This is a genomic window from Pseudomonas nitroreducens NBRC 12694 (assembly GCF_002091755.1).
Classification (GTDB): Bacteria; Pseudomonadota; Gammaproteobacteria; order Pseudomonadales; family Pseudomonadaceae; genus Pseudomonas; species Pseudomonas nitroreducens.
In genome coordinates this window covers 183,269-199,856 of the sequence record NZ_BDAI01000009.1, presented here as the reverse complement: position 1 = coordinate 199,856, position 16,588 = coordinate 183,269, and the positions used below count along the sequence as shown (strand labels likewise).

Here is a 16,588-nt window from a genome sequence, read left to right as displayed (position 1 = left end):
TTGGGCTTCCGAGAAGTCAAACCTCTCATCAGCGGGAGGCGAATTCTACAGCAATCAAACTCGCTGTCAAGCACCTCGGCGACCTTCTTTTCAGCTCGCTGCCGGAGCAGCTAATGAAGAGCGACAAGTGAATCACCTGCCTGATCGCCACCCCCAACCTCTAATCTCTGTAAGTACTTGATTTTCAAGTTCTTTCAGCGCTTCGTCGCCGGGAGTGGTGCGCATTATAGGGAGTTTAAATCGAGCGTCAACGACTTTTTGCAGAAAGATGACAAAGGGACCACCCCCCTCTCCCTCTAATATAGAAAGCAGCACCTTCCTGCAGCCGCGCCAAGCCAGGCACCGCGGCCCCAGCCATACAGCTGAGTCGTTCTACCTATATAGAGGAGGCGCTGCCGAACCTCCCACTTCAAAGCACGCTTGCCAGATTCCTACGCGCTTTGCAGGTTCCCGCCCCGGAAAGCCCTCCTCCATCCTGCGCCCGTCACAGTCAATCCTGTGGCCTGGTTTGACGACCGGAAATGAGATGGCGCGAAAACGCTGAAAGCGCGTGCGGGAAAGAGCGACGGTTTCCAGTAGGCGCTTTCATGCCTGTAGTATTCACTACTGGCTCTATGGCGGATCGCGCGGGGGACCCTCGGGTCTGCCGGTTCCATCTCCCGGCTCGTCAACCCTGCGCGGTCCGCCACCCTTCGCTTGACGACGACGCGTCGCGGCTCCTCAACCTCGTAGATGGAGCTTCACCATGCAAGACGCTTACATATCTGTCGTATTCCAACGCCACACCTACCAACTCCGCGCCGTCCTGATCGACCGCCAACCGTGGTTCGTCGCCCACGACTTCGCCCTCCTGATCGACGCCCGCCGCCCCTACCGCCTACCCAAGCGCATGGACCCGGAACAGAAACGCGCCGTCATCCTGGAATACCTCAGCGGCTTCCGCTAGGAAGTGGAAGTCATCAGCGAATCCAGCACCTAACAAAGCCCTATACCGCCACTAGCATCCCGAACACCGCAACTTCGCCAAATGGCTCAGCGACGAAGCCCTCCCAACCCTCCACGACTCCCAGCACATCCCCGACAGCAACCCCCTGCGCGCCTTCATGATCTGGGCCGACCAACGCATCGGCGTCCTCAAGTAGCAAGGGGAAATCTGGATAGCGCGACGAGACCTACCAGCCTTCCTGGCAGCGCAGGATGATTGGCCACTGAGGGACGCGCCGAGCTGGCGGTCGATATAGGGAGTTTTTGAGGGAAGAGAAATGCAAAAAGGCCGGTTGATTGCTGAACCGGCCATTTCAAATTTGGTCGGGACGGAGTGATTCGAACACTCTACCCCTTGCACCCCATGCGCTTATTTCATGGATTTACATGGATGTCAGTGGACACTGATGGATCGCCTAAAGCCTAGTAAATACGGGGCATACAGGCTAAATTAGCGTCCATCACGATCCATGAGCATCCACCGACAGCCAGGCGATTTGGTGGGGCAAAAGTGGGGCAAAATTCCAAGGCGACCGAATCGGGCAAGGGGTAGAAGGTGGCAAAACTGACCGCGAAGCAACTGGAGGCGCTCACCTCGGCCGACGATGGAAAGACACTGCGCGAAGACGGCGGACTGGTCGCCAAGGTTCGTGCCGGGGTACGCGGCGTCACGGTCCTGTTTCGCTATGAGTTCAAACTGGACGGAGCGAAACGCGATCATCGCCTGGGCAGTTGGCCGAAGAAGTCGCTGGCGCAAATCCGAGCCGAGCGCGATGAGGTGAAAGCGACAGTCGCCAAGGGGATTAATCCCACTGCCGCCCGCCAGGCAGCCAAGATCGAAGCCCAAGCCGCTATCGCGGCCACCATTGCCGAAGCCGAACGTCAGGCAGCGGAGAACAAGACAGTCGCCGACCTCTTCGAGGAGTGGATGCGCGATGGCGTATCGCGCCAAGACGGTAACGCCGAGCTGCGCCGAAGCTTCACCAAGGACGTGCTCCCACTTGTTGGCAAGAAGCCGCTGCGAACCCTGACCGAGAAAGACCTGCTCGACGTCCTGCGCCAAGTCAAAGCCCGCGGCCTGAACCGCACCGTGGTGATCCGCAGCAAAGACATCGGCCAGATGCTGCACTGGGCAGAGAAACGCAAGCCATGGCGCACCCTGATGGCCGACGGCAACCCGGCCGACCTGGTGGATGTCAATAAGCTGCTCGATCACGACTACGAAGAACAGCGCGATCGCCTGCTCTCTCCTGACGAAATCCGCGAGCTGCGTGATATCTTCGTCCGCCTGGAACGCGACTACGACGCCCTCCCCGCCGGACAGAAATACTCCGGCATCCGCCCCGTCAATCCACGCGTGCAATGCGCCGTCTGGATTTGCCTAAGCACCCTCTGCCGTATCGGTGAGTTGCTCAAATCCGAATGGCGCCATGTGGATCTGGAGAAAGGCACCTGGTTCATTCCGGCCGAAGCCACCAAGGGACATAAGGGCAAGCGCCAGGATCACCACGTATTTCTGTCCTCATTCGCGCTGAATCAGTTCAAGCGCTTGAAAGAAGCAACCGGCCACACCCCGTTCTGCTTCCCCAGTAAGGACGAAAATAGCCATGTCGACACCAAGACAGTCAGCAAATTGATTGGTGACCGGCAGTGCCGCTTCAAGAAGCGCAGCAAGCCGCTTACTGGACGCCATCATGACAACTCACTAGTACTTAGCAAGGGTGCGAAAGGTGAATGGACGCCGCATGACTTGCGCCGCACCGGTGCGACCATGATGCAGGAACTGCGGGTCGCACTAGAGATCATTGATCGCTGCCAAAACCATCTGTTGAGCGGTTCCAAAGTGCGCCGACATTACTTGCACCACGACTATGCGAAGGAAAAAGCCGAGGCATGGTGGCTTCTCGGAGAGAAGCTGGAAAAAATCTTAGCAACACCAGCAGCTGACTAATTGCCCCCCCCTTAACTTTATGGGCTCCAATCTCATCGAGGATAAGGTTTCCTCCATCGACACCCACCAGCCCCAAACGGGGCGGGTCCACCTTATATCCCGGGCGTCGTGTTAGCCCACAGGGCAATGAAGTCACCGATTCTTTCCGCGATGCGGCTCTCGACCGTGCGCAGTCGAAGAATGGGAATGCCGCTTTTCGCTAGGACGCCATTCTTTAGGGCGTCTCGCGCCGCTTGGTCGGGGCGGTCGTGGGAGCCGCCATCAACCTCGATTACCCCAACCGGGATTTTGCCTATCTTGAAATAGATGACGAAATCGCAACTGGCGCGAGCCATGAAGGCGCGCTCGCGGTCTGTCCAATCCTGGTTACTTGGCGACGCGATCTGATCCAGCTTGATCTGTGCGTGGCACATCAATGACTGACACGCCAGGGCGGACAGCGCCTCGCGCAGCAGTTGCGCCACGATCTGCTCAGACTTGTAGCGTGAGTCTTCACGCCGCAGTCGGACGTCCAAGCGCTCCAGAGAGCGGTCAAACTCCCGATACAGCAAGTCAAAGGCCGATACCACAGGAGCACGCACGAGCTGTTCCTCATGCGCGTAGTACATGACATAGCGCATCAGGGCCGCGATGTGGCCGTTGTTGCCCGTGAACACCTCCTCACCCGTCACCAGGGTGAAGCGGTGCTTGGCCCGCGATACCGCCACGTTGATCATGCGAGGGTCATCGACGAAATCCAGGCGTTTACGTTCTTGGTTGTAGCGTTTCTTGTCCAACACGGTGGAGAAAACAATCTCGTCACACTCTCGGCCCTGGAACTTATGCACGGTGTCCCTGACGAAATCCGCCGGCAGGTGCTTGCCGGAGAGGTTGACCTGCGCCCGAAACGGCGCGATGAAACCGCGCCCATCGCCATTCAGCACTACCGGCTCGCCCTCGTCATCAAGCAGCTTGAGCAAGGAGTCCACCTCTCGCAGATTAGTGTTCTGGCGGGTGTGGTTGCCTTTAGCGGTTAGCACTAGGCGAAGTGGAGCCTCACCCTTGTCCTCAGTCATGGGCACTAGCGCATTGTCGTAGAACTGCTGATTGCAAAATTGGATGATTCTCGGATGGCAGCGGTAGTGCTCTTTCAGGAGTGTTCTGGGCAATGCATCCTTGAACACGCGGATGCACGAATCGAGCAAACTGTAGCGCTCGCAATCGTATGCCTCCTCGGGAGCTTGCATTCCCAATGCCACGGGAATGTGCGCCAACTGCCGGTTATCGCCTACGACGATCAGATTTCTCGCGCAGCCCAGCGCTAAAATGCCTGGCACGATGTCCTGCAGCGAGGCTTCGTCGATGATCACGTAGTCGAGGATTGCTCCCGGCGCGATCGAATTAACGATGGAGTGCGTGCCGCTGCCCAGGATCGGAAAGCGCCGAACGAAGGCATCGAACTGTTGACGGTACGTCTTGGCATCGAAGCTGTCTGACGGTGGCGCCTGGCGTTGTAATTGCTGTTTGAGATGACGCATTGATGCCGTTTTCAACTCATCCAGCAAGACCGTGAAGTTGCCGTGTTCCAACGATTCGCGGCACGCCTGCAGCTCCGCTTCCGTGTCTCGCAATGCCTTGTTGTAGTAGTGCATCTGCAGGTCGTGAAAGACAGACAGGCGCGCATTACCCTGCGCGAATGGTTTGGTGCGGAAAATCTTAAAGTTGAACAGTAGCTCGATGCGATCCTTCAAGCGGATGCGCTTCTCTCCGAGATGAGCCAGGTACGCCATCAGGTCCGCGATCCTGCTAGGCGACAACCCGTATCTGTCCAGTGAGTTGGCAGGCTGAATGCCGTTATCTGCCTGCCACTGCTGCAGGTAGCGTCGCTCGATGGTTAGCTCATCAAGCGCGACTTGCAGTTGTGCCGCCCGATTGTGATCGTGTAAATGCTGCCGCAAGCGAGCCAGTAAGGCTTGAATTTCGTCCAGCGTCGGTGCGGACTCAGGCTCGCACGACGGCCAAGGCGGCAAGTCAGCGAAGAAGTCTTTGCGATTTCCCTCATTGCCGAGTTTGGCGACCAGGTAGCCGAGTCCGCATTTTTCCAGCTTTTCGTAGACGTTCTCCACCGCCGCATTGTTGTTGGACAGCACTGCCACCGTCTGCCCACTCAGCAGGATATTGGCGAGGATGTTGAGGATGGTCTGGGTCTTACCCGTCCCCGGTGGGCCCTCGATCACACTGACCTGCGCGCGGAAGGCTTGCTCGACCGCCGCGAGCTGACTCTCATTCAACCCGAACGGATAGATCAACCCCCGGCTCGGCGTCAACGTGCCGATGCGACCCGAGCAATAGGCCTGTAAGGCGGTATCGGCACTGGCGGGCAGCTTTTCCAGTTGGCGCACGATATTCGCGGCGATCTCACGGTCATCCTTCGAGTCGGCGCGAGCGTGTCGGGCATTCGCTACGGATGAGAAATATTGAAAGACCGGCACGTCTTTGATCGCTGTCGGTGCGGTAAAGGCGATGTCGTCCATCTTGTAGACGTAGGGCTGATCCGAGTCTTGATAAAACACGACGGCATAGCGTTCGCCGTAGATCGTCGCCTTGGCGACGGGCGTGACAATCGTGCTGCGGGGCTTGGTCAGCAACATGTTGCCCAGCTCACGGCAGGGCGAGATAACGCAGTCATCAAGTGCGTGTACGACCTTGCCCTTTTTTAGATATGAGCACCGCAGTTGCAGACCTTCGTGCTTATCGCTCCAGATCGACCAATTGGTGATCTCTGCGCTCTTGTCCTCACCACCTACCTGAATCGAAATCATACGTCCCTTTTGTATGCACACGGCATCCGTTTGCCCCTCACGGTGCACATCGGGTGGCGTTAGTTCTCCAAAGGTTGGCATATTGCCATCATTACGTATAGGACTGATAGCCGGTTCATGCAGTTGATCATCTGCCAGTCCTTCAGCGCTTTCTTGAAGATGGAATGCTGTTCGGCCTTAAGCCGAAGTTTTCATGCTATCTCCCTCGTGCTCAAATTTGGTGGCTAGATCTTCCAACGTGTAGCGCGAGTTGCCCTCACCAGTCTGCACCTGTAGTTGGAGGGTGGGGAGCAGACCAAACGATGCTCCTGATCCGAAGAGGAAGTTGATGTCTTGGTTGTAGATGTCACTGATAGAAATCACTGGCTATCCTCCCTGGCTGCGCAGTTAAAGGAGTAAATGATGCCAGCCGACGATACATCTCGCAGTGGGCAGAGTGCCGGCACGGGAGACCATAAATGACTTCGAGGCAGTTCTTCTGCATCTCGATGCCCATAACTGACCTGCCGCAAGCGCAGGAGCTCTCTTGTCTCGAATACTGATGGCAGATGCCGAACAAGTCATTCGACGGCGCGAAAGACAGTGACCGCTGCCAGGCCGACAGCCGCCATTAGCTTCACTCCACAATGCCCCGAAAGCTCGCCCGGTAATCGGTGGGCTTGAGGTGGACGTGCAGGCTCAAGTCGCCGCTGAGAGTGAACAGGCGGGGCCCATACCTGAATTGGAACACTCGGTAGAGGTGGAACTGTTCGCCCACTTCCTTGGAAAACGCAAGCTCGTTGTGGCTGACGAGGAAGGATGAGCCCACCCCGCCGTTGGTTGTCTTCACCTCAATGAAGCGGTGTTGCGTCGCGTCCTCGAATGACAAGATGTCGAAGCCAGCTCCGTCCCCCTGGGTGTCGGATACCCAGTCCAGTCGCTGGAATAGCTCCGGAAAGCCCGCTGCCATCAAGCGCTGTTGCTCGAACTCGATTACCCACTGCTCCCCTGCCCTACCGAGTTTGCGGTTGGACTCATCCCGCGCGGCGAAGTCGAGCTTGCGTGGCATCCGGCCTCGCATCGTAGTTGGACTCGGAACAAACGCCTCGCGCTTAGGCGGGTCCACAAGTGCTGCCAGGTAGGTTTTTTCGCTGGGAAGTTTCACTTCCTCCAGTGCATCGACAATGGCACCGACTGCTTGCTGGTGCTTCAGGACATACGCTTGTACGGATTTACGTAGCAAAAGCTGACTGTTGCCCCTGGGCTTGTAGCCGTTGATATAGGGAAGCCCCAGTGCATCAAGCACGGCGCTGATGTTCTGGTGCTTGAGTTCGACTGAGGACTTGCTACGGCCGTTGAGCAAGCGCCGCAGGGCCTGGTTGTGCTCGGACTTGTTGTAGGCAACACCCGATGCCTCTGAGCGCATCATCTCGAAGTAGTCGCGCACTGTCGCCTCGACCTCCGCTTCGGACCAGTCCTCGCCAATGCGAATGATCGTGAACCCTAAGTTGGTAAGTGAAGGGACGACAGTCGCCTCACCGCCCGAGAAGCTGTCGGCAGTCAGAGGTCCCTGTTCAGGAAACTGCTTTCCGAAGGCCACACCTGCGATGGCTTTAGAGTCGCAATCGGTGCCGGTCTTCGGATCACGTACGAGAAAGTCACGCGACTTGCCGAAACCATAGAGCTCCAAGAACCTGGTGCGGCCGAGCTGCACGAACTCGTCGATGGCGGCCTGCACGGCTGCTGGGCTCCGAAGCTGGGAGAGTTGAGGCATAAACGACCACGTCCTTATGTTGAGCGCTGCCGGGAACAGTCGCGCTGCGTGCCCTCGCATCAATCGCACTCTAGGCTCTGGCTCAACGGTTGCAGAATGCTACCGCACTCACAACAGCCTTGCGCTCAAGTATGATCGCCATACCCAGCCGTCACCAAGGACAACCTCGTGCCGATTAATGCCTCGCCTACCTCTTCGTTCGTTGACACCACCCGGCTGGCCGAAGCGCTCGAACAGTTCGCCGCGGCTCGCAACTGGGCGCAGTTCCACTCGCCGAAAAACCTGGCCATGGCCTTGGCTGGCGAAACAGGTGAGCTCCTCGAGATCTTCCAGTGGATGACCGAGGAGCAATCCCTCACCGCGGCGCAGCGGCTCGAGACAGCACAGGCTGTTCGCGACGAGCTCGCCGACGTGATGATGTACCTAGTGCGGCTGGCGGACGTCCTGGGTGTGGACCTCGACGAGGCCGTGCAACACAAGCTTCGGCTGAATGGGCAGAAGTATCCCGTCGACAAGGCACGCAACACGAGCAAGAAGTACGACCAACTCTAAAGTCGGCCAAGGAAGACCGCGTGATCGTTTACGAAGCCACCAAGCAGCAGTTCCTCAAGGACACCGACAACGACGACATTGAGGATGTGATCCTCGCCCATTTCACCGCCCGCACCGGCAAGCGGGTCGGGCGATCGGAGATCGAGTCGTGGAAAGGGTCGCTCGGCTACATGGCCAAGGTACTGCGCGACGAGGCCCTGCCGCCTGACACCGGCCTGGCCATCGAGCTCCATATCCCGCAGTCCTCAAAGCGTATCGACTTTACGCTCACCGGGCATGACGAGCTGGGTGGCAAGAACGCCGTGCTCGTCGAGCTCAAGCAATGGAGCACGGCAAAGGCCACCGCCAAGGATGCGATCGTGGTAACCGCCCTCGGCAAGGGGCTACGCGAGACTGTCCACCCCTCGTACCAGGCCTGGTCCTACGCCTCCCTCCTGGAAGGCTTCAACGAGGCAGTGTACAACGAGAGCATCGCCGTCAGGCCCTGCGCGTATCTTCACAACTACGTGCGTGACGGTGTCATCGACGCTTCGCACTACCAGCCCTATATCGAGAAAGCCCCACTCTTTCTCAAAGGCAAGGAGGAGCTAGAACTGCTTCGGGCCTTCATCAGGAAATACATCAAGTCCGGTGACAACAAGGCAGTCCTGTACGAACTGGCGGACGGAAGGATCCGACCCTCAAAAGCGCTCGCGGATTCGTTAAAAGGCCTCCTGAAAGGCAACCCGGAGTTCGTCCTGATCGACGATCAGAAGGAGGTCTATGAGGCTGCAGTTGTCGCCGCGAAGGCAGCATCCTCCGAGCAGCCTAGGGTAGTCATCATCGAGGGCGGACCCGGTACCGGCAAGACGGTGCTGGCTATCAATCTCCTGGTGCACCTCAGCTCCCTGGGATTGGTCGGCAAATACGTATCGAAGAATGCTGCTCCGCGAAAGGTCTACGAGACCAAGCTGGTCGGATCCATTTCCCGCTCGCGGTTCTCGCACATGTTCACCGGGTCCGGGTCCTTCGTGGATGCCGAGCCCAATATCTTCGACGTGCTCATCGTCGATGAGGCCCATCGCCTCAATGAGAAGAGCGGTTTGTACGCCAACCTGGGCGAGAACCAGGTCAAGGAACTGATCGTAGCGTCGAAGTGCACAGTATTCTTCATCGATGAGGATCAGCGCGTCACGCTCAGTGACGTGGGCAGCAAGCAAGCGATCCGGCAATTTGCCGAGGCCAAGGGTGCCGTAGTCGAAGAGTACGACCTTGCCTCCCAGTTTCGTTGCAGCGGCTCGGATGGCTACCTCGCATGGCTGGACAACGTGCTCGACATCCGGCCGACAGCGAACGATCGGCTCGATGCCGGCGAATACGATTTCCGGGTATTCGATACACCCGAGGCGATGCATGCCGCGATTGAAGCCCTCAACCACCAGAACAAAGCACGTGTAGTGGCAGGATACTGCTGGCCATGGCGCAGCAAGAAGGACCCGCAGGCCGAGGACATCGTAATCGGTGATTACCGGAGGCAGTGGAACCTCAGCCAGGACGGCAGCCTCTGGATCATCGCTGAGGAATCCATCGACCAGGTGGGCTGCATCCATACCTGCCAAGGCCTGGAGGTCGACTACATCGGCGTAATCATCGGACCGGACCTGATAGTACGTAACGGCCAGGTCATCACCTCGCCTGATCAGCGCGACAAGCAAGACCGTTCTATCCGCGGCTACAAGAAGCTCATGAAGACGCATCCTGACCTGACGAGGCAGGAAACCGACCTGATCATCAAGAACACTTACCGCACGCTCATGACCCGCGGCATGAAGGGGTGTTTCCTGTACTGCACGGATGCGGAGACGGCCGAGTACTTTAGGGCAGGATTGGCGGAAGGCTTTGAGTAAAGCCCGTGGGAGGCCGATTTAAATTTTAAGCTATTGATATACATTACTTTATAACGAAAAAAGAAAAATATCTCCCAGCCCCCACTCAGAATGTCCTCAGGGCGACAGATCCGCCAGGGCGCCCACTTCGCTATCGCTCCGATGACACCTTGAACGCAGTTCACTACGTCTGCGAAGGCCTCAACTCGAATCGAAAAAATCTCAGTTCTACATCACCCATCTGAAGGCTTCCCCAGCGAACCTTCACTGAAACGCAATTACGGTGATACAGGGAGCAACATCTTGATGATCTGTCCCGCTTGTCGATCTGCGAAGGTCGTGACACGTGATTTTGGCAAGAAAATAGGGAGCCTTATCGGATCCATTGGCGGCGCCAGCAGTGGCCTTTCCGGAGCGCTGGCCGGAGGTGAGGCGGGCGCCAGCTTTGGATTTCTCGGCGGACCACCCGGTTTGGCGTTGAGCTGCATTGCCGGGGCAGTCCTGGGCGCGCTAGCCGGAGGCGTCGCCGGCTGCGTGGCCGGAGCCACACTCGGCAAACAGGTGGATGAGCACGTGCTGCACAACCATCGCTGTCTGAACTGCAAGTACAACTTCAGCCTCTCCTACTAAGTCCCCTCCCCTCGATCTCATTCATTTTGCCGGTGCTGCACCTCGCGCAGCGCTATGGCCGGCTATTACTCAAAGGAAATTCACCATGGCTCATCTCGTCGAACAAATGGCTTATGTGGGCGAAACGCCCTGGCATGGCCTAGGCAACCAGCTCCCGCAAAAACAACCTATCGAAATCTGGCAACGCAAAGCCGGCATGGACTGGCAGATCCAGGAAAGCCCAGTGCACTTCAAGGCAGAAGCTGTCGGCCATCTGGGCAGCATCCACTCCTTCCCAGAACAGAAGGTGCTCTACCGCTCCGACACCAAGGCGCCGCTCTCAGTGGTCTCGCAGCGCTATCAGGTCGTTCAGCCCAAAGAAGTGCTGGAGTTCTATCGCGACCTGACTGAGGTATCGGGCTATGAGCTCGAAACGGCTGGCGTGCTCAAAGGTGGCCGCAAATTCTGGGCACTGGCGCGGACTGGTCAGCACGCAGCGCTCAAAGGCAATGACCAGGTGAATGGCTACTTACTGCTAGCCACCTCGTGCGACGGGACACTCGCTACCACTGCCACGCCGACGACCATCCGAGTTGTCTGCAATAACACCCTCACCATTGCCTTGGATGGCACCTCACGGGCCATCAAGGTGCCGCACAACACTCGCTTCGACTCCCAAGCGGTGAAGAAGCAACTCGGCATCTCTGTCTCGCAATGGGACGAGTTCATGTATCGGATGCGCCATCTGGCCGAGCGCAAGGTACGCCCGAGAGAGGCCACGAGCTTCTTCCTGGACGTACTGTGCGATGTTGCGCCCACGACGGACATTCCCGAAAAACTCGCCAACGAGCGGGCGCTGCGCCGAGTGCATGAGTTGTACGAGGGAGCGGGCCGCGGTGCCACGCTACCTGCGGCGGAAGGAACTGCGTGGGGATTGCTCTGCTCCGTCACCGAATACGTGGACCACGAGCGGCGTGCGCGCAGCAATGAATATCGCCTGGACTCGGCGTGGTTCGGACAAGGGGCGGTGCTGAAGCAGAAAGCGTTGCATGCTGCATTGGCGCTCGCAGCATAAGGGTAATGATCTCGCGCTCAGGCCTCTTCGGCTGAGCACATTAGCAACAAGAGGCCCTCGATAGACATTCAGTCTATTTTCGACTCCTTCCTTTTCATATCGGAAGCAATAGCCCTTAGAAGCAGCACAGGATCTTGTCCTGACTGCAAAGCAACTGCGCGAGTGAGAAGTTCGATTGAGGTCATTCCAAGTGCCTCAGCGACCTGCTCGATGGTTGTCAAAGTCGCCTCTTGCTTGCCCGACTCTAAGCGACTGATGTGTGCCTGGTGCCCAAGGTCAACCTGCGCCAAGTGTCGCTGGCATCTCAGCTCCTTTAAGCACCTCGCGAAAGCGACCTTCAACTCCATCCCGGATTTCTTCGCTCAAAGATGAAGATAATCCATGAGAAGATTGAAAATGGTATGATTACATAGTCATGCTTAATGATATATATTCTCACTAACAACCCAGCCGTAGGAGCGCCGTCCCCGCGGCGGGGTCTAGCTATCAAAACAAGGAGCCTGTTATGCAGGACGCAACCTCAACCCTCGACACCTCTTGGCACTACGAACAAAACGGCGAGCGCAAAGGCGCCGTCTCCCAGCAACAACTGATCGGCCTAATCCAACAAGGCCAACTCACTTACGGATCTCGCGTCTGGAAAAAGGGAATGACTGATTGGATGCAGATCGAGCAAACCGAGCTGCGTCAGCATCTGGAAGATGTGGCGCCGCCACCGCTGACCGGCAGCAGCGTTAACAACAAGATCGTCTGGCTGCTGGCATTCGCTCCGTTGATTGGCTATCTGCTGGAGTCCTTCGTGGCTGGACTGCTGGGCGCGAGTGAAGCGCAGTGGGAGCGAGCCATGTCAGAGAACCGCTACTGGTACGTCACCCTGGCTCTGAACATCGCCCTGTCGGTGCTCGACTCCAAGCGCCTCAAGCAGGCCGGTCACGACGTCAGCCGCTTCAAAGGCTGGGTGTTCGTGGTACCGGTCTACCTCTATCAGCGCGCCAAGCTGCTGAACCAGAACCTCGCCTACTTCATCACCTGGATCGTCTGCTTCGTCATCAGCATCGGCGCACACCAGGGCTAGCCTCACCCTCACTTACGAGAGTTACTCCATGAAAATGATCAGAGCGATAGCGCTGCTGTGCGGCCTTGCCGTGGGCGTGATCGGAACCAGCGCCGTAGCAGGCACCTATGAATGGACCACCGGTTATACCCAGGGTGTGCAGGAACACCTGGTCGACGATGGTAATGGGAACGAGCTGAACATCTCCTGCCCAGACGATGATGAAAGTGCCGTCAGCGCCTACGCCACCATTGGTGGCAAGCAGTATTCGTCCAACGACGACGGTGGATTCGATGTCATTGTCGATGGTACGGCCTACAGCAATCCCTTCTTCACCGACTGCCACGTGTGCGGCAACAACTTCCCTGGCTTCTGGGCCGCACTGCGCAAGGCAAACAATCTTCAGCTCAGCGCAGAGGGCAGGACGGTGAAGCTGCCCACCAAGAATCTTTCCAAAGTTCTGCAACCGCTGAACAGCAAGAAAAACCTTTGCCGCTCCGCCTGGTAACCCAGAGCGGATTGTTGGAAACATCTTTCACAGGATTAAGACGATGAAGAAGTACCTGGCTGTCGCGCTTCTACTCGCGGCCATTGCAGGATGCGGCTCAGAGCCGCCCGTTACCGTTGAGCTCGGCAGAAACTCCGTCTGGGGCGGACCGCAGATTCGCATCACTGCCCGCGAGGACAGCGTCACGATCAACAAAGTGCAGATCAATCGCGGTAACTGCCCCGTCAATGTCCAAGAGCGCCTGCCGTACAAGCTCGCCTTTGGTGAGCTGTTGAAGGCAGATGCACCATCTTGCCAAAAGGTAGTTGAGGTATCTCTCTCCACCAGTGAAGGAGATTACGACTTCACTTTTGACAGCTAGTCCGCGCCTTATCACTGAACGGCCCGAGCGGTTTCCCGCTCGGGCTTTTTTATGCCCGCAGGAAAAGTCATATGCCTCGATCTCATCTCTCTGCTGTCAGCAAGCACGCGCAAAAGCGCCCTGCCCTGCGATTGGTGGGCACCAAACAACTCTCCCGCGAAGCCTGGCTGGCCGTCCGCAAACACGGTATCGGTAGCTCCGATGCCGCTGCAGCCGTCGGCCTCAATCCGTACAAATCCCAATTGGAGTTATGGCTGGAAAAGACCGGCCGAGATGCCGGCTTACCGAAGTCAGATCCCCATGATGAAGAAAGCCCTACCTACTGGGGCAATATCCTCGAACCTATCGTCGCGACGCACTACACCCGCCACAGCGGACACCGGGTACGGCGCATCAACGCCGTGCTGCAGCACCCTGATCCGAAACTGAACTGGATGCTGGCCAACATCGACCGCGAGGTTATCGGCGCCAGCGATGTGCAGATCCTCGAATGCAAGACCGCGGGAATCAACGGCGCGCGCCTCTGGAAAGAAGGCGTACCGGTGTATGTGCAGCTACAGGTGATGCATCAGTTGGCGGTGACCGGTAAACAGGCGGCAGACGTGGCCGTGCTGCTCGGCGGCCAGCAATTGGAGATCCACCGCATCGAGCGTGACGACGAGTTGATCGCTCGGCTGATCGAACTGGAGCAGGATTTCTGGAACTACGTGCAGCGCGACACTCCACCGGCGGCCGATGGCTCCGAATCAGCAGAGCAAGCACTGCGCTGTCTCTACCCAGAAGACAACGGCAACACTCGGGATTTCTCCCAGGATCCCATCCTCTGCGCTGCCTTCGATGAGCTGAAGGAAGCACGCACCACTCTCGAGATCCATAGCAAGCGCGAGGCTGAGCTCAAGCAATTTCTGCAGCAGGCCATGGGCGAAGCCAGCCGAGCGGTGTTCGCCAACGGCTCGGTGACTTGGCGCAAGGCCAAGGACAGCCAAGCCCTGGATGTCCCGCAGTTGCTGAAGGAAAAGCCGTATCTCCTCACACGCTTCTCCACCACCAAGCCGGGAAGCCGTCGCTTCCTGGTCACCTGAATCCATTCCCCCCTTGACCGCCGCGAAGTCGCCCGACTCGGGGCGGGATTTTTTATTCGTCTGGAGAACCACCATGCTTAAAGGCTTGGCTATTACGCCGCCCGTACTCGGGCGGATTTCCATCGGCAAGGTCGTCGAGAAAAACGGCAAACGCCTGCCGGAGAAGGACGATCAATTCACCATCACCTCGCAAGTGCAACTACGTGATGGCTGGATCCATCACCCCATCGACGAGGATCTACGCAAAGCCCAGGGCGGCAAGATTCGCAGCATCACGATCCGCCTGCTGTTCAATTCGCCCGACCTGAATTTTCGTGCCGAGTACTGCCTGTTTGATCGGCAATCCGGCCGGCCGATCTGCGTTGGCAATGGCGAGACCTGTAAGCGTCGCGGCAAGGACAGTATCGACTCACTGCCCTGCCCTTCGCCCGATGGTTGCTCGCTGGCGAAAGGTGGCGCCTGCAAGCCGTATGGCCGGCTCAACGTGGTCATCGGCGATGAAGATGCGCTCGGCAGCTTCGTTTTTCGAACCACAGGCTTCAACAGCATCCGCACGCTGGCCGCTCGCTTGCAGTACCTCCAGGCGATTTCGGGAGATCGTCTAGCGTGCCTGCCGCTGGAGCTGCGTCTGCGCGGCAAATCCACCCGACAAAGCCATGGATCACCAATCTTCTACGTCGATATCACCGTACGCAGCGGGCTGTCGATCGAAGCTGCGTTGCAGCACGCCCGGGAGACCGATGAGGTGCGGCAGGCATCCGGCTTCGACCAGCAAGCCCTCGATGCTGCAGCGCGCCAGGGCTTCGCCAATGGAGCCTTCGAGGAAAGTGAAGAAGAAGGCGGCGCGATCGTTGAGGAGTTCTTTCCTGAGCCTGCGACCGCTGCAGCGACATCTCCCGCTCCAGCAGACGAACCAATCAGCGCCACCACTCGCCCCACGCTATCAACGCTGCTGCGCGAACGTGCCGAAGCGCGCAATCAGCGGCCCATCAGTTAACAAAAACAGGCGCCAAGCAGCAGCCAGACGCCCACTAAACGCTTAGGAGTAAAGCATGCTCATCCTCACCCGCAGCGTCGGTAAAACCATCCGCATTGGCGACGATATCGAGGTCGTCATTCTCCGCGTCAACGGCAACCACGTGCGCGTTGGTGTATCTGCACCTTCCCACATCACAGTGCATCGCGATGAGGTCTACCAGCGGATCCAAGCAAACCTACACTGCCCGACCTGATCGCTCGCCTCACAGGAGAATCGACATGGGGCTACTGCGCTTTCTGGGCCTACTCTTTGTACTTTTCAGCATCTTCGCCGGTACGGCAGCCGTGGTTGGACTAGCAGTCCTGGCTATGCGCTTCTGGCCATTGTTGCTGACGCTCATCGTGGCGCTCGCCATTTTCCACTTTACTACCCGACGAAGCTCGTCTATCCGGGGTTAGGTCGGCATAAACAGGAGCCCTCTGGGCTCCTGTCGCCGTTTCTTTTTTTGCCCCATCGATAGACTGCTTCCGGCCAATTGCAGCCATTCGCGGATGACCCAAATCGGCCAGAAGGGGACTGCAATATCAGTGATGCATTAACCATGCGTCCTATTTACTCAGTGGGGGAGCGCTAGGGCGTCTCTAACAACAGTCATGAGCGCCGTGAGATCAAATGGCTTGTCGAGAATGAGGTAGGCCGGGAAGTCCCGACTCCAGGAGCCGCCAGACATGATGATGATGGGGATGTCTGGGGAGCGCTCTGCAACCTTACGCGCTAAATCCAGACCGTCGATCTCACCAGGCATTAAGACGTCAGTGAGCAAAAGGGCCAGTTGGCCAGGGTTAGCATTGATCCAATCGAGACCATTGTCGGCGTTTCCAAGAACGACTGCGGGAATTCCGTAATTTTCCATCGCCAAGCCAAGAACTCTGGCCAAGGTTGGATCATCGTCAAGAATCAGTACGAATGAGGAACAGTTCGCGGGCGGACCTCGGAGCGTTTCCATGCCAGTTC

16 protein-coding genes are annotated in these 16,588 nt (G+C 57.8%); 12 read left to right on the top strand and 4 right to left on the bottom strand.

Going from position 1 to position 16,588, the window contains the following annotated elements; genetic code table 11:
* Positions 1-745 precede the first annotated feature (745 nt).
* Together PNI01S_RS28685 and PNI01S_RS21350 are read left to right on the top strand one after the other, a co-directional pair.
* Positions 746-946, top strand: a complete 201-nt coding sequence (locus PNI01S_RS28685) for a BRO-N domain-containing protein (protein WP_231387757.1) — start codon at positions 746-748, stop codon at positions 944-946.
* A gap of 594 nt (positions 947-1,540) precedes the next feature.
* Entirely contained in the window at positions 1,541-2,935 is a 1,395-nt protein-coding gene (locus tag PNI01S_RS21350; protein WP_084358990.1) for a tyrosine-type recombinase/integrase, read from the top strand.
* 92 nt (positions 2,936-3,027) lie between these two features.
* On the opposite strand, the gene PNI01S_RS21345 is transcribed toward PNI01S_RS21350, so the two are convergent.
* Together PNI01S_RS21345 and PNI01S_RS21335 are read right to left on the bottom strand one after the other, a co-directional pair.
* On the bottom strand, positions 3,028-5,736 hold the full coding sequence (locus PNI01S_RS21345) for an AAA domain-containing protein (protein WP_084358989.1): 2,709 nt from the start codon (positions 5,734-5,736) through the stop codon (positions 3,028-3,030).
* A gap of 616 nt (positions 5,737-6,352) precedes the next feature.
* On the bottom strand, positions 6,353-7,453 hold the full coding sequence (locus PNI01S_RS21335) for a protein NO VEIN domain-containing protein (protein ID WP_439958233.1): 1,101 nt from the start codon (positions 7,451-7,453) through the stop codon (positions 6,353-6,355).
* A gap of 210 nt (positions 7,454-7,663) precedes the next feature.
* On the opposite strand from PNI01S_RS21335, the gene PNI01S_RS21330 reads away from it, so the two are divergent.
* The 4 genes from PNI01S_RS21330 (at position 7,664) to PNI01S_RS21315 (ending at position 11,590) form a co-directional block, all read left to right on the top strand.
* Positions 7,664-8,041: a nucleotide pyrophosphohydrolase gene (locus tag PNI01S_RS21330; RefSeq protein ID WP_084359011.1), complete on the top strand. Its 378-nt coding sequence runs from the start codon at positions 7,664-7,666 to the stop codon at positions 8,039-8,041.
* Positions 8,042-8,061: 20 nt separating this feature from the next.
* On the top strand, positions 8,062-9,927 hold the full coding sequence (locus PNI01S_RS21325; RefSeq protein WP_084358987.1) for a DUF2075 domain-containing protein: 1,866 nt from the start codon (positions 8,062-8,064) through the stop codon (positions 9,925-9,927).
* Between the two features lie 285 nt (positions 9,928-10,212).
* Positions 10,213-10,536 carry a hypothetical protein gene (locus PNI01S_RS21320; protein ID WP_084358986.1) on the top strand — a complete coding sequence of 108 codons (324 nt, stop codon included), beginning with the start codon at positions 10,213-10,215 and terminating at the stop codon, positions 10,534-10,536.
* A gap of 85 nt (positions 10,537-10,621) precedes the next feature.
* Positions 10,622-11,590, top strand: a complete 969-nt coding sequence (locus PNI01S_RS21315) for a DUF932 domain-containing protein (RefSeq protein WP_084358985.1) — start codon at positions 10,622-10,624, stop codon at positions 11,588-11,590.
* Between the two features lie 68 nt (positions 11,591-11,658).
* Here PNI01S_RS21315 and PNI01S_RS28770 read toward each other — a convergent pair whose 3' ends face one another.
* The gene (locus PNI01S_RS28770) at positions 11,659-11,937 is read right to left on the bottom strand and encodes a helix-turn-helix domain-containing protein (RefSeq protein ID WP_031652030.1); all 279 of its coding nucleotides are present in this window, start codon (positions 11,935-11,937) and stop codon (positions 11,659-11,661) included.
* A gap of 158 nt (positions 11,938-12,095) precedes the next feature.
* Between PNI01S_RS28770 and PNI01S_RS21305 the strand changes: the two genes are divergently transcribed.
* From PNI01S_RS21305 to csrA, 6 genes are all read left to right on the top strand, one after another.
* Complete coding sequence (locus PNI01S_RS21305) at positions 12,096-12,665, top strand: GYF domain-containing protein (RefSeq protein ID WP_084358984.1); 570 nt, start codon at positions 12,096-12,098, stop codon at positions 12,663-12,665.
* Between the two features lie 28 nt (positions 12,666-12,693).
* Entirely contained in the window at positions 12,694-13,152 is a 459-nt protein-coding gene (locus tag PNI01S_RS21300) for a YfjT/YkfB family phage-associated protein (protein WP_084358983.1), read from the top strand.
* A 43-nt stretch (positions 13,153-13,195) separates the two neighbouring features.
* Complete coding sequence (locus PNI01S_RS21295) at positions 13,196-13,513, top strand: hypothetical protein (RefSeq protein WP_061195370.1); 318 nt, start codon at positions 13,196-13,198, stop codon at positions 13,511-13,513.
* A 71-nt stretch (positions 13,514-13,584) separates the two neighbouring features.
* Positions 13,585-14,595, top strand: a complete 1,011-nt coding sequence (locus PNI01S_RS21290) for a YqaJ viral recombinase family nuclease (RefSeq protein WP_084358982.1) — start codon at positions 13,585-13,587, stop codon at positions 14,593-14,595.
* Positions 14,596-14,668: 73 nt separating this feature from the next.
* A complete protein-coding gene (locus PNI01S_RS21285; RefSeq protein WP_084358981.1) occupies positions 14,669-15,592 on the top strand; it encodes a recombination directionality factor in 924 nt (307 codons plus the stop codon).
* A 55-nt stretch (positions 15,593-15,647) separates the two neighbouring features.
* On the top strand, positions 15,648-15,827 hold the full coding sequence (gene csrA / locus PNI01S_RS21280; RefSeq protein WP_084358980.1) for a carbon storage regulator CsrA: 180 nt from the start codon (positions 15,648-15,650) through the stop codon (positions 15,825-15,827).
* A 363-nt stretch (positions 15,828-16,190) separates the two neighbouring features.
* Here the strand turns inward: csrA and PNI01S_RS21270 are convergent, their stop codons facing one another.
* Positions 16,191-16,580 (bottom strand): response regulator, encoded by a 390-nt coding sequence (locus PNI01S_RS21270; RefSeq protein ID WP_159457350.1) that lies wholly within the window; start codon positions 16,578-16,580, stop codon positions 16,191-16,193.
* Between the last annotated feature and the right edge of the window lie 8 nt (positions 16,581-16,588).

Coding starts and splice junctions, on each gene's coding strand:
- PNI01S_RS28685 (WP_231387757.1), top strand. CDS start 746: ATGCAAGACGCTTACATATCTGTCGTATTCCAACGCCACACCTACCAA.
- PNI01S_RS21345 (WP_084358989.1), bottom strand. CDS start 5,736: ATGATTTCGATTCAGGTAGGTGGTGAGGACAAGAGCGCAGAGATCACC.
- PNI01S_RS21320 (WP_084358986.1), top strand. CDS start 10,213: ATGATCTGTCCCGCTTGTCGATCTGCGAAGGTCGTGACACGTGATTTT.
- PNI01S_RS21315 (WP_084358985.1), top strand. CDS start 10,622: ATGGCTCATCTCGTCGAACAAATGGCTTATGTGGGCGAAACGCCCTGG.
- PNI01S_RS28770 (WP_031652030.1), bottom strand. CDS start 11,937: ATGGAGTTGAAGGTCGCTTTCGCGAGGTGCTTAAAGGAGCTGAGATGC.
- PNI01S_RS21305 (WP_084358984.1), top strand. CDS start 12,096: ATGCAGGACGCAACCTCAACCCTCGACACCTCTTGGCACTACGAACAA.
- PNI01S_RS21300 (WP_084358983.1), top strand. CDS start 12,694: ATGAAAATGATCAGAGCGATAGCGCTGCTGTGCGGCCTTGCCGTGGGC.
- PNI01S_RS21295 (WP_061195370.1), top strand. CDS start 13,196: ATGAAGAAGTACCTGGCTGTCGCGCTTCTACTCGCGGCCATTGCAGGA.
- PNI01S_RS21290 (WP_084358982.1), top strand. CDS start 13,585: ATGCCTCGATCTCATCTCTCTGCTGTCAGCAAGCACGCGCAAAAGCGC.
- PNI01S_RS21285 (WP_084358981.1), top strand. CDS start 14,669: ATGCTTAAAGGCTTGGCTATTACGCCGCCCGTACTCGGGCGGATTTCC.
- csrA (WP_084358980.1), top strand. CDS start 15,648: ATGCTCATCCTCACCCGCAGCGTCGGTAAAACCATCCGCATTGGCGAC.
- PNI01S_RS21270 (WP_159457350.1), bottom strand. CDS start 16,580: ATGGAAACGCTCCGAGGTCCGCCCGCGAACTGTTCCTCATTCGTACTG.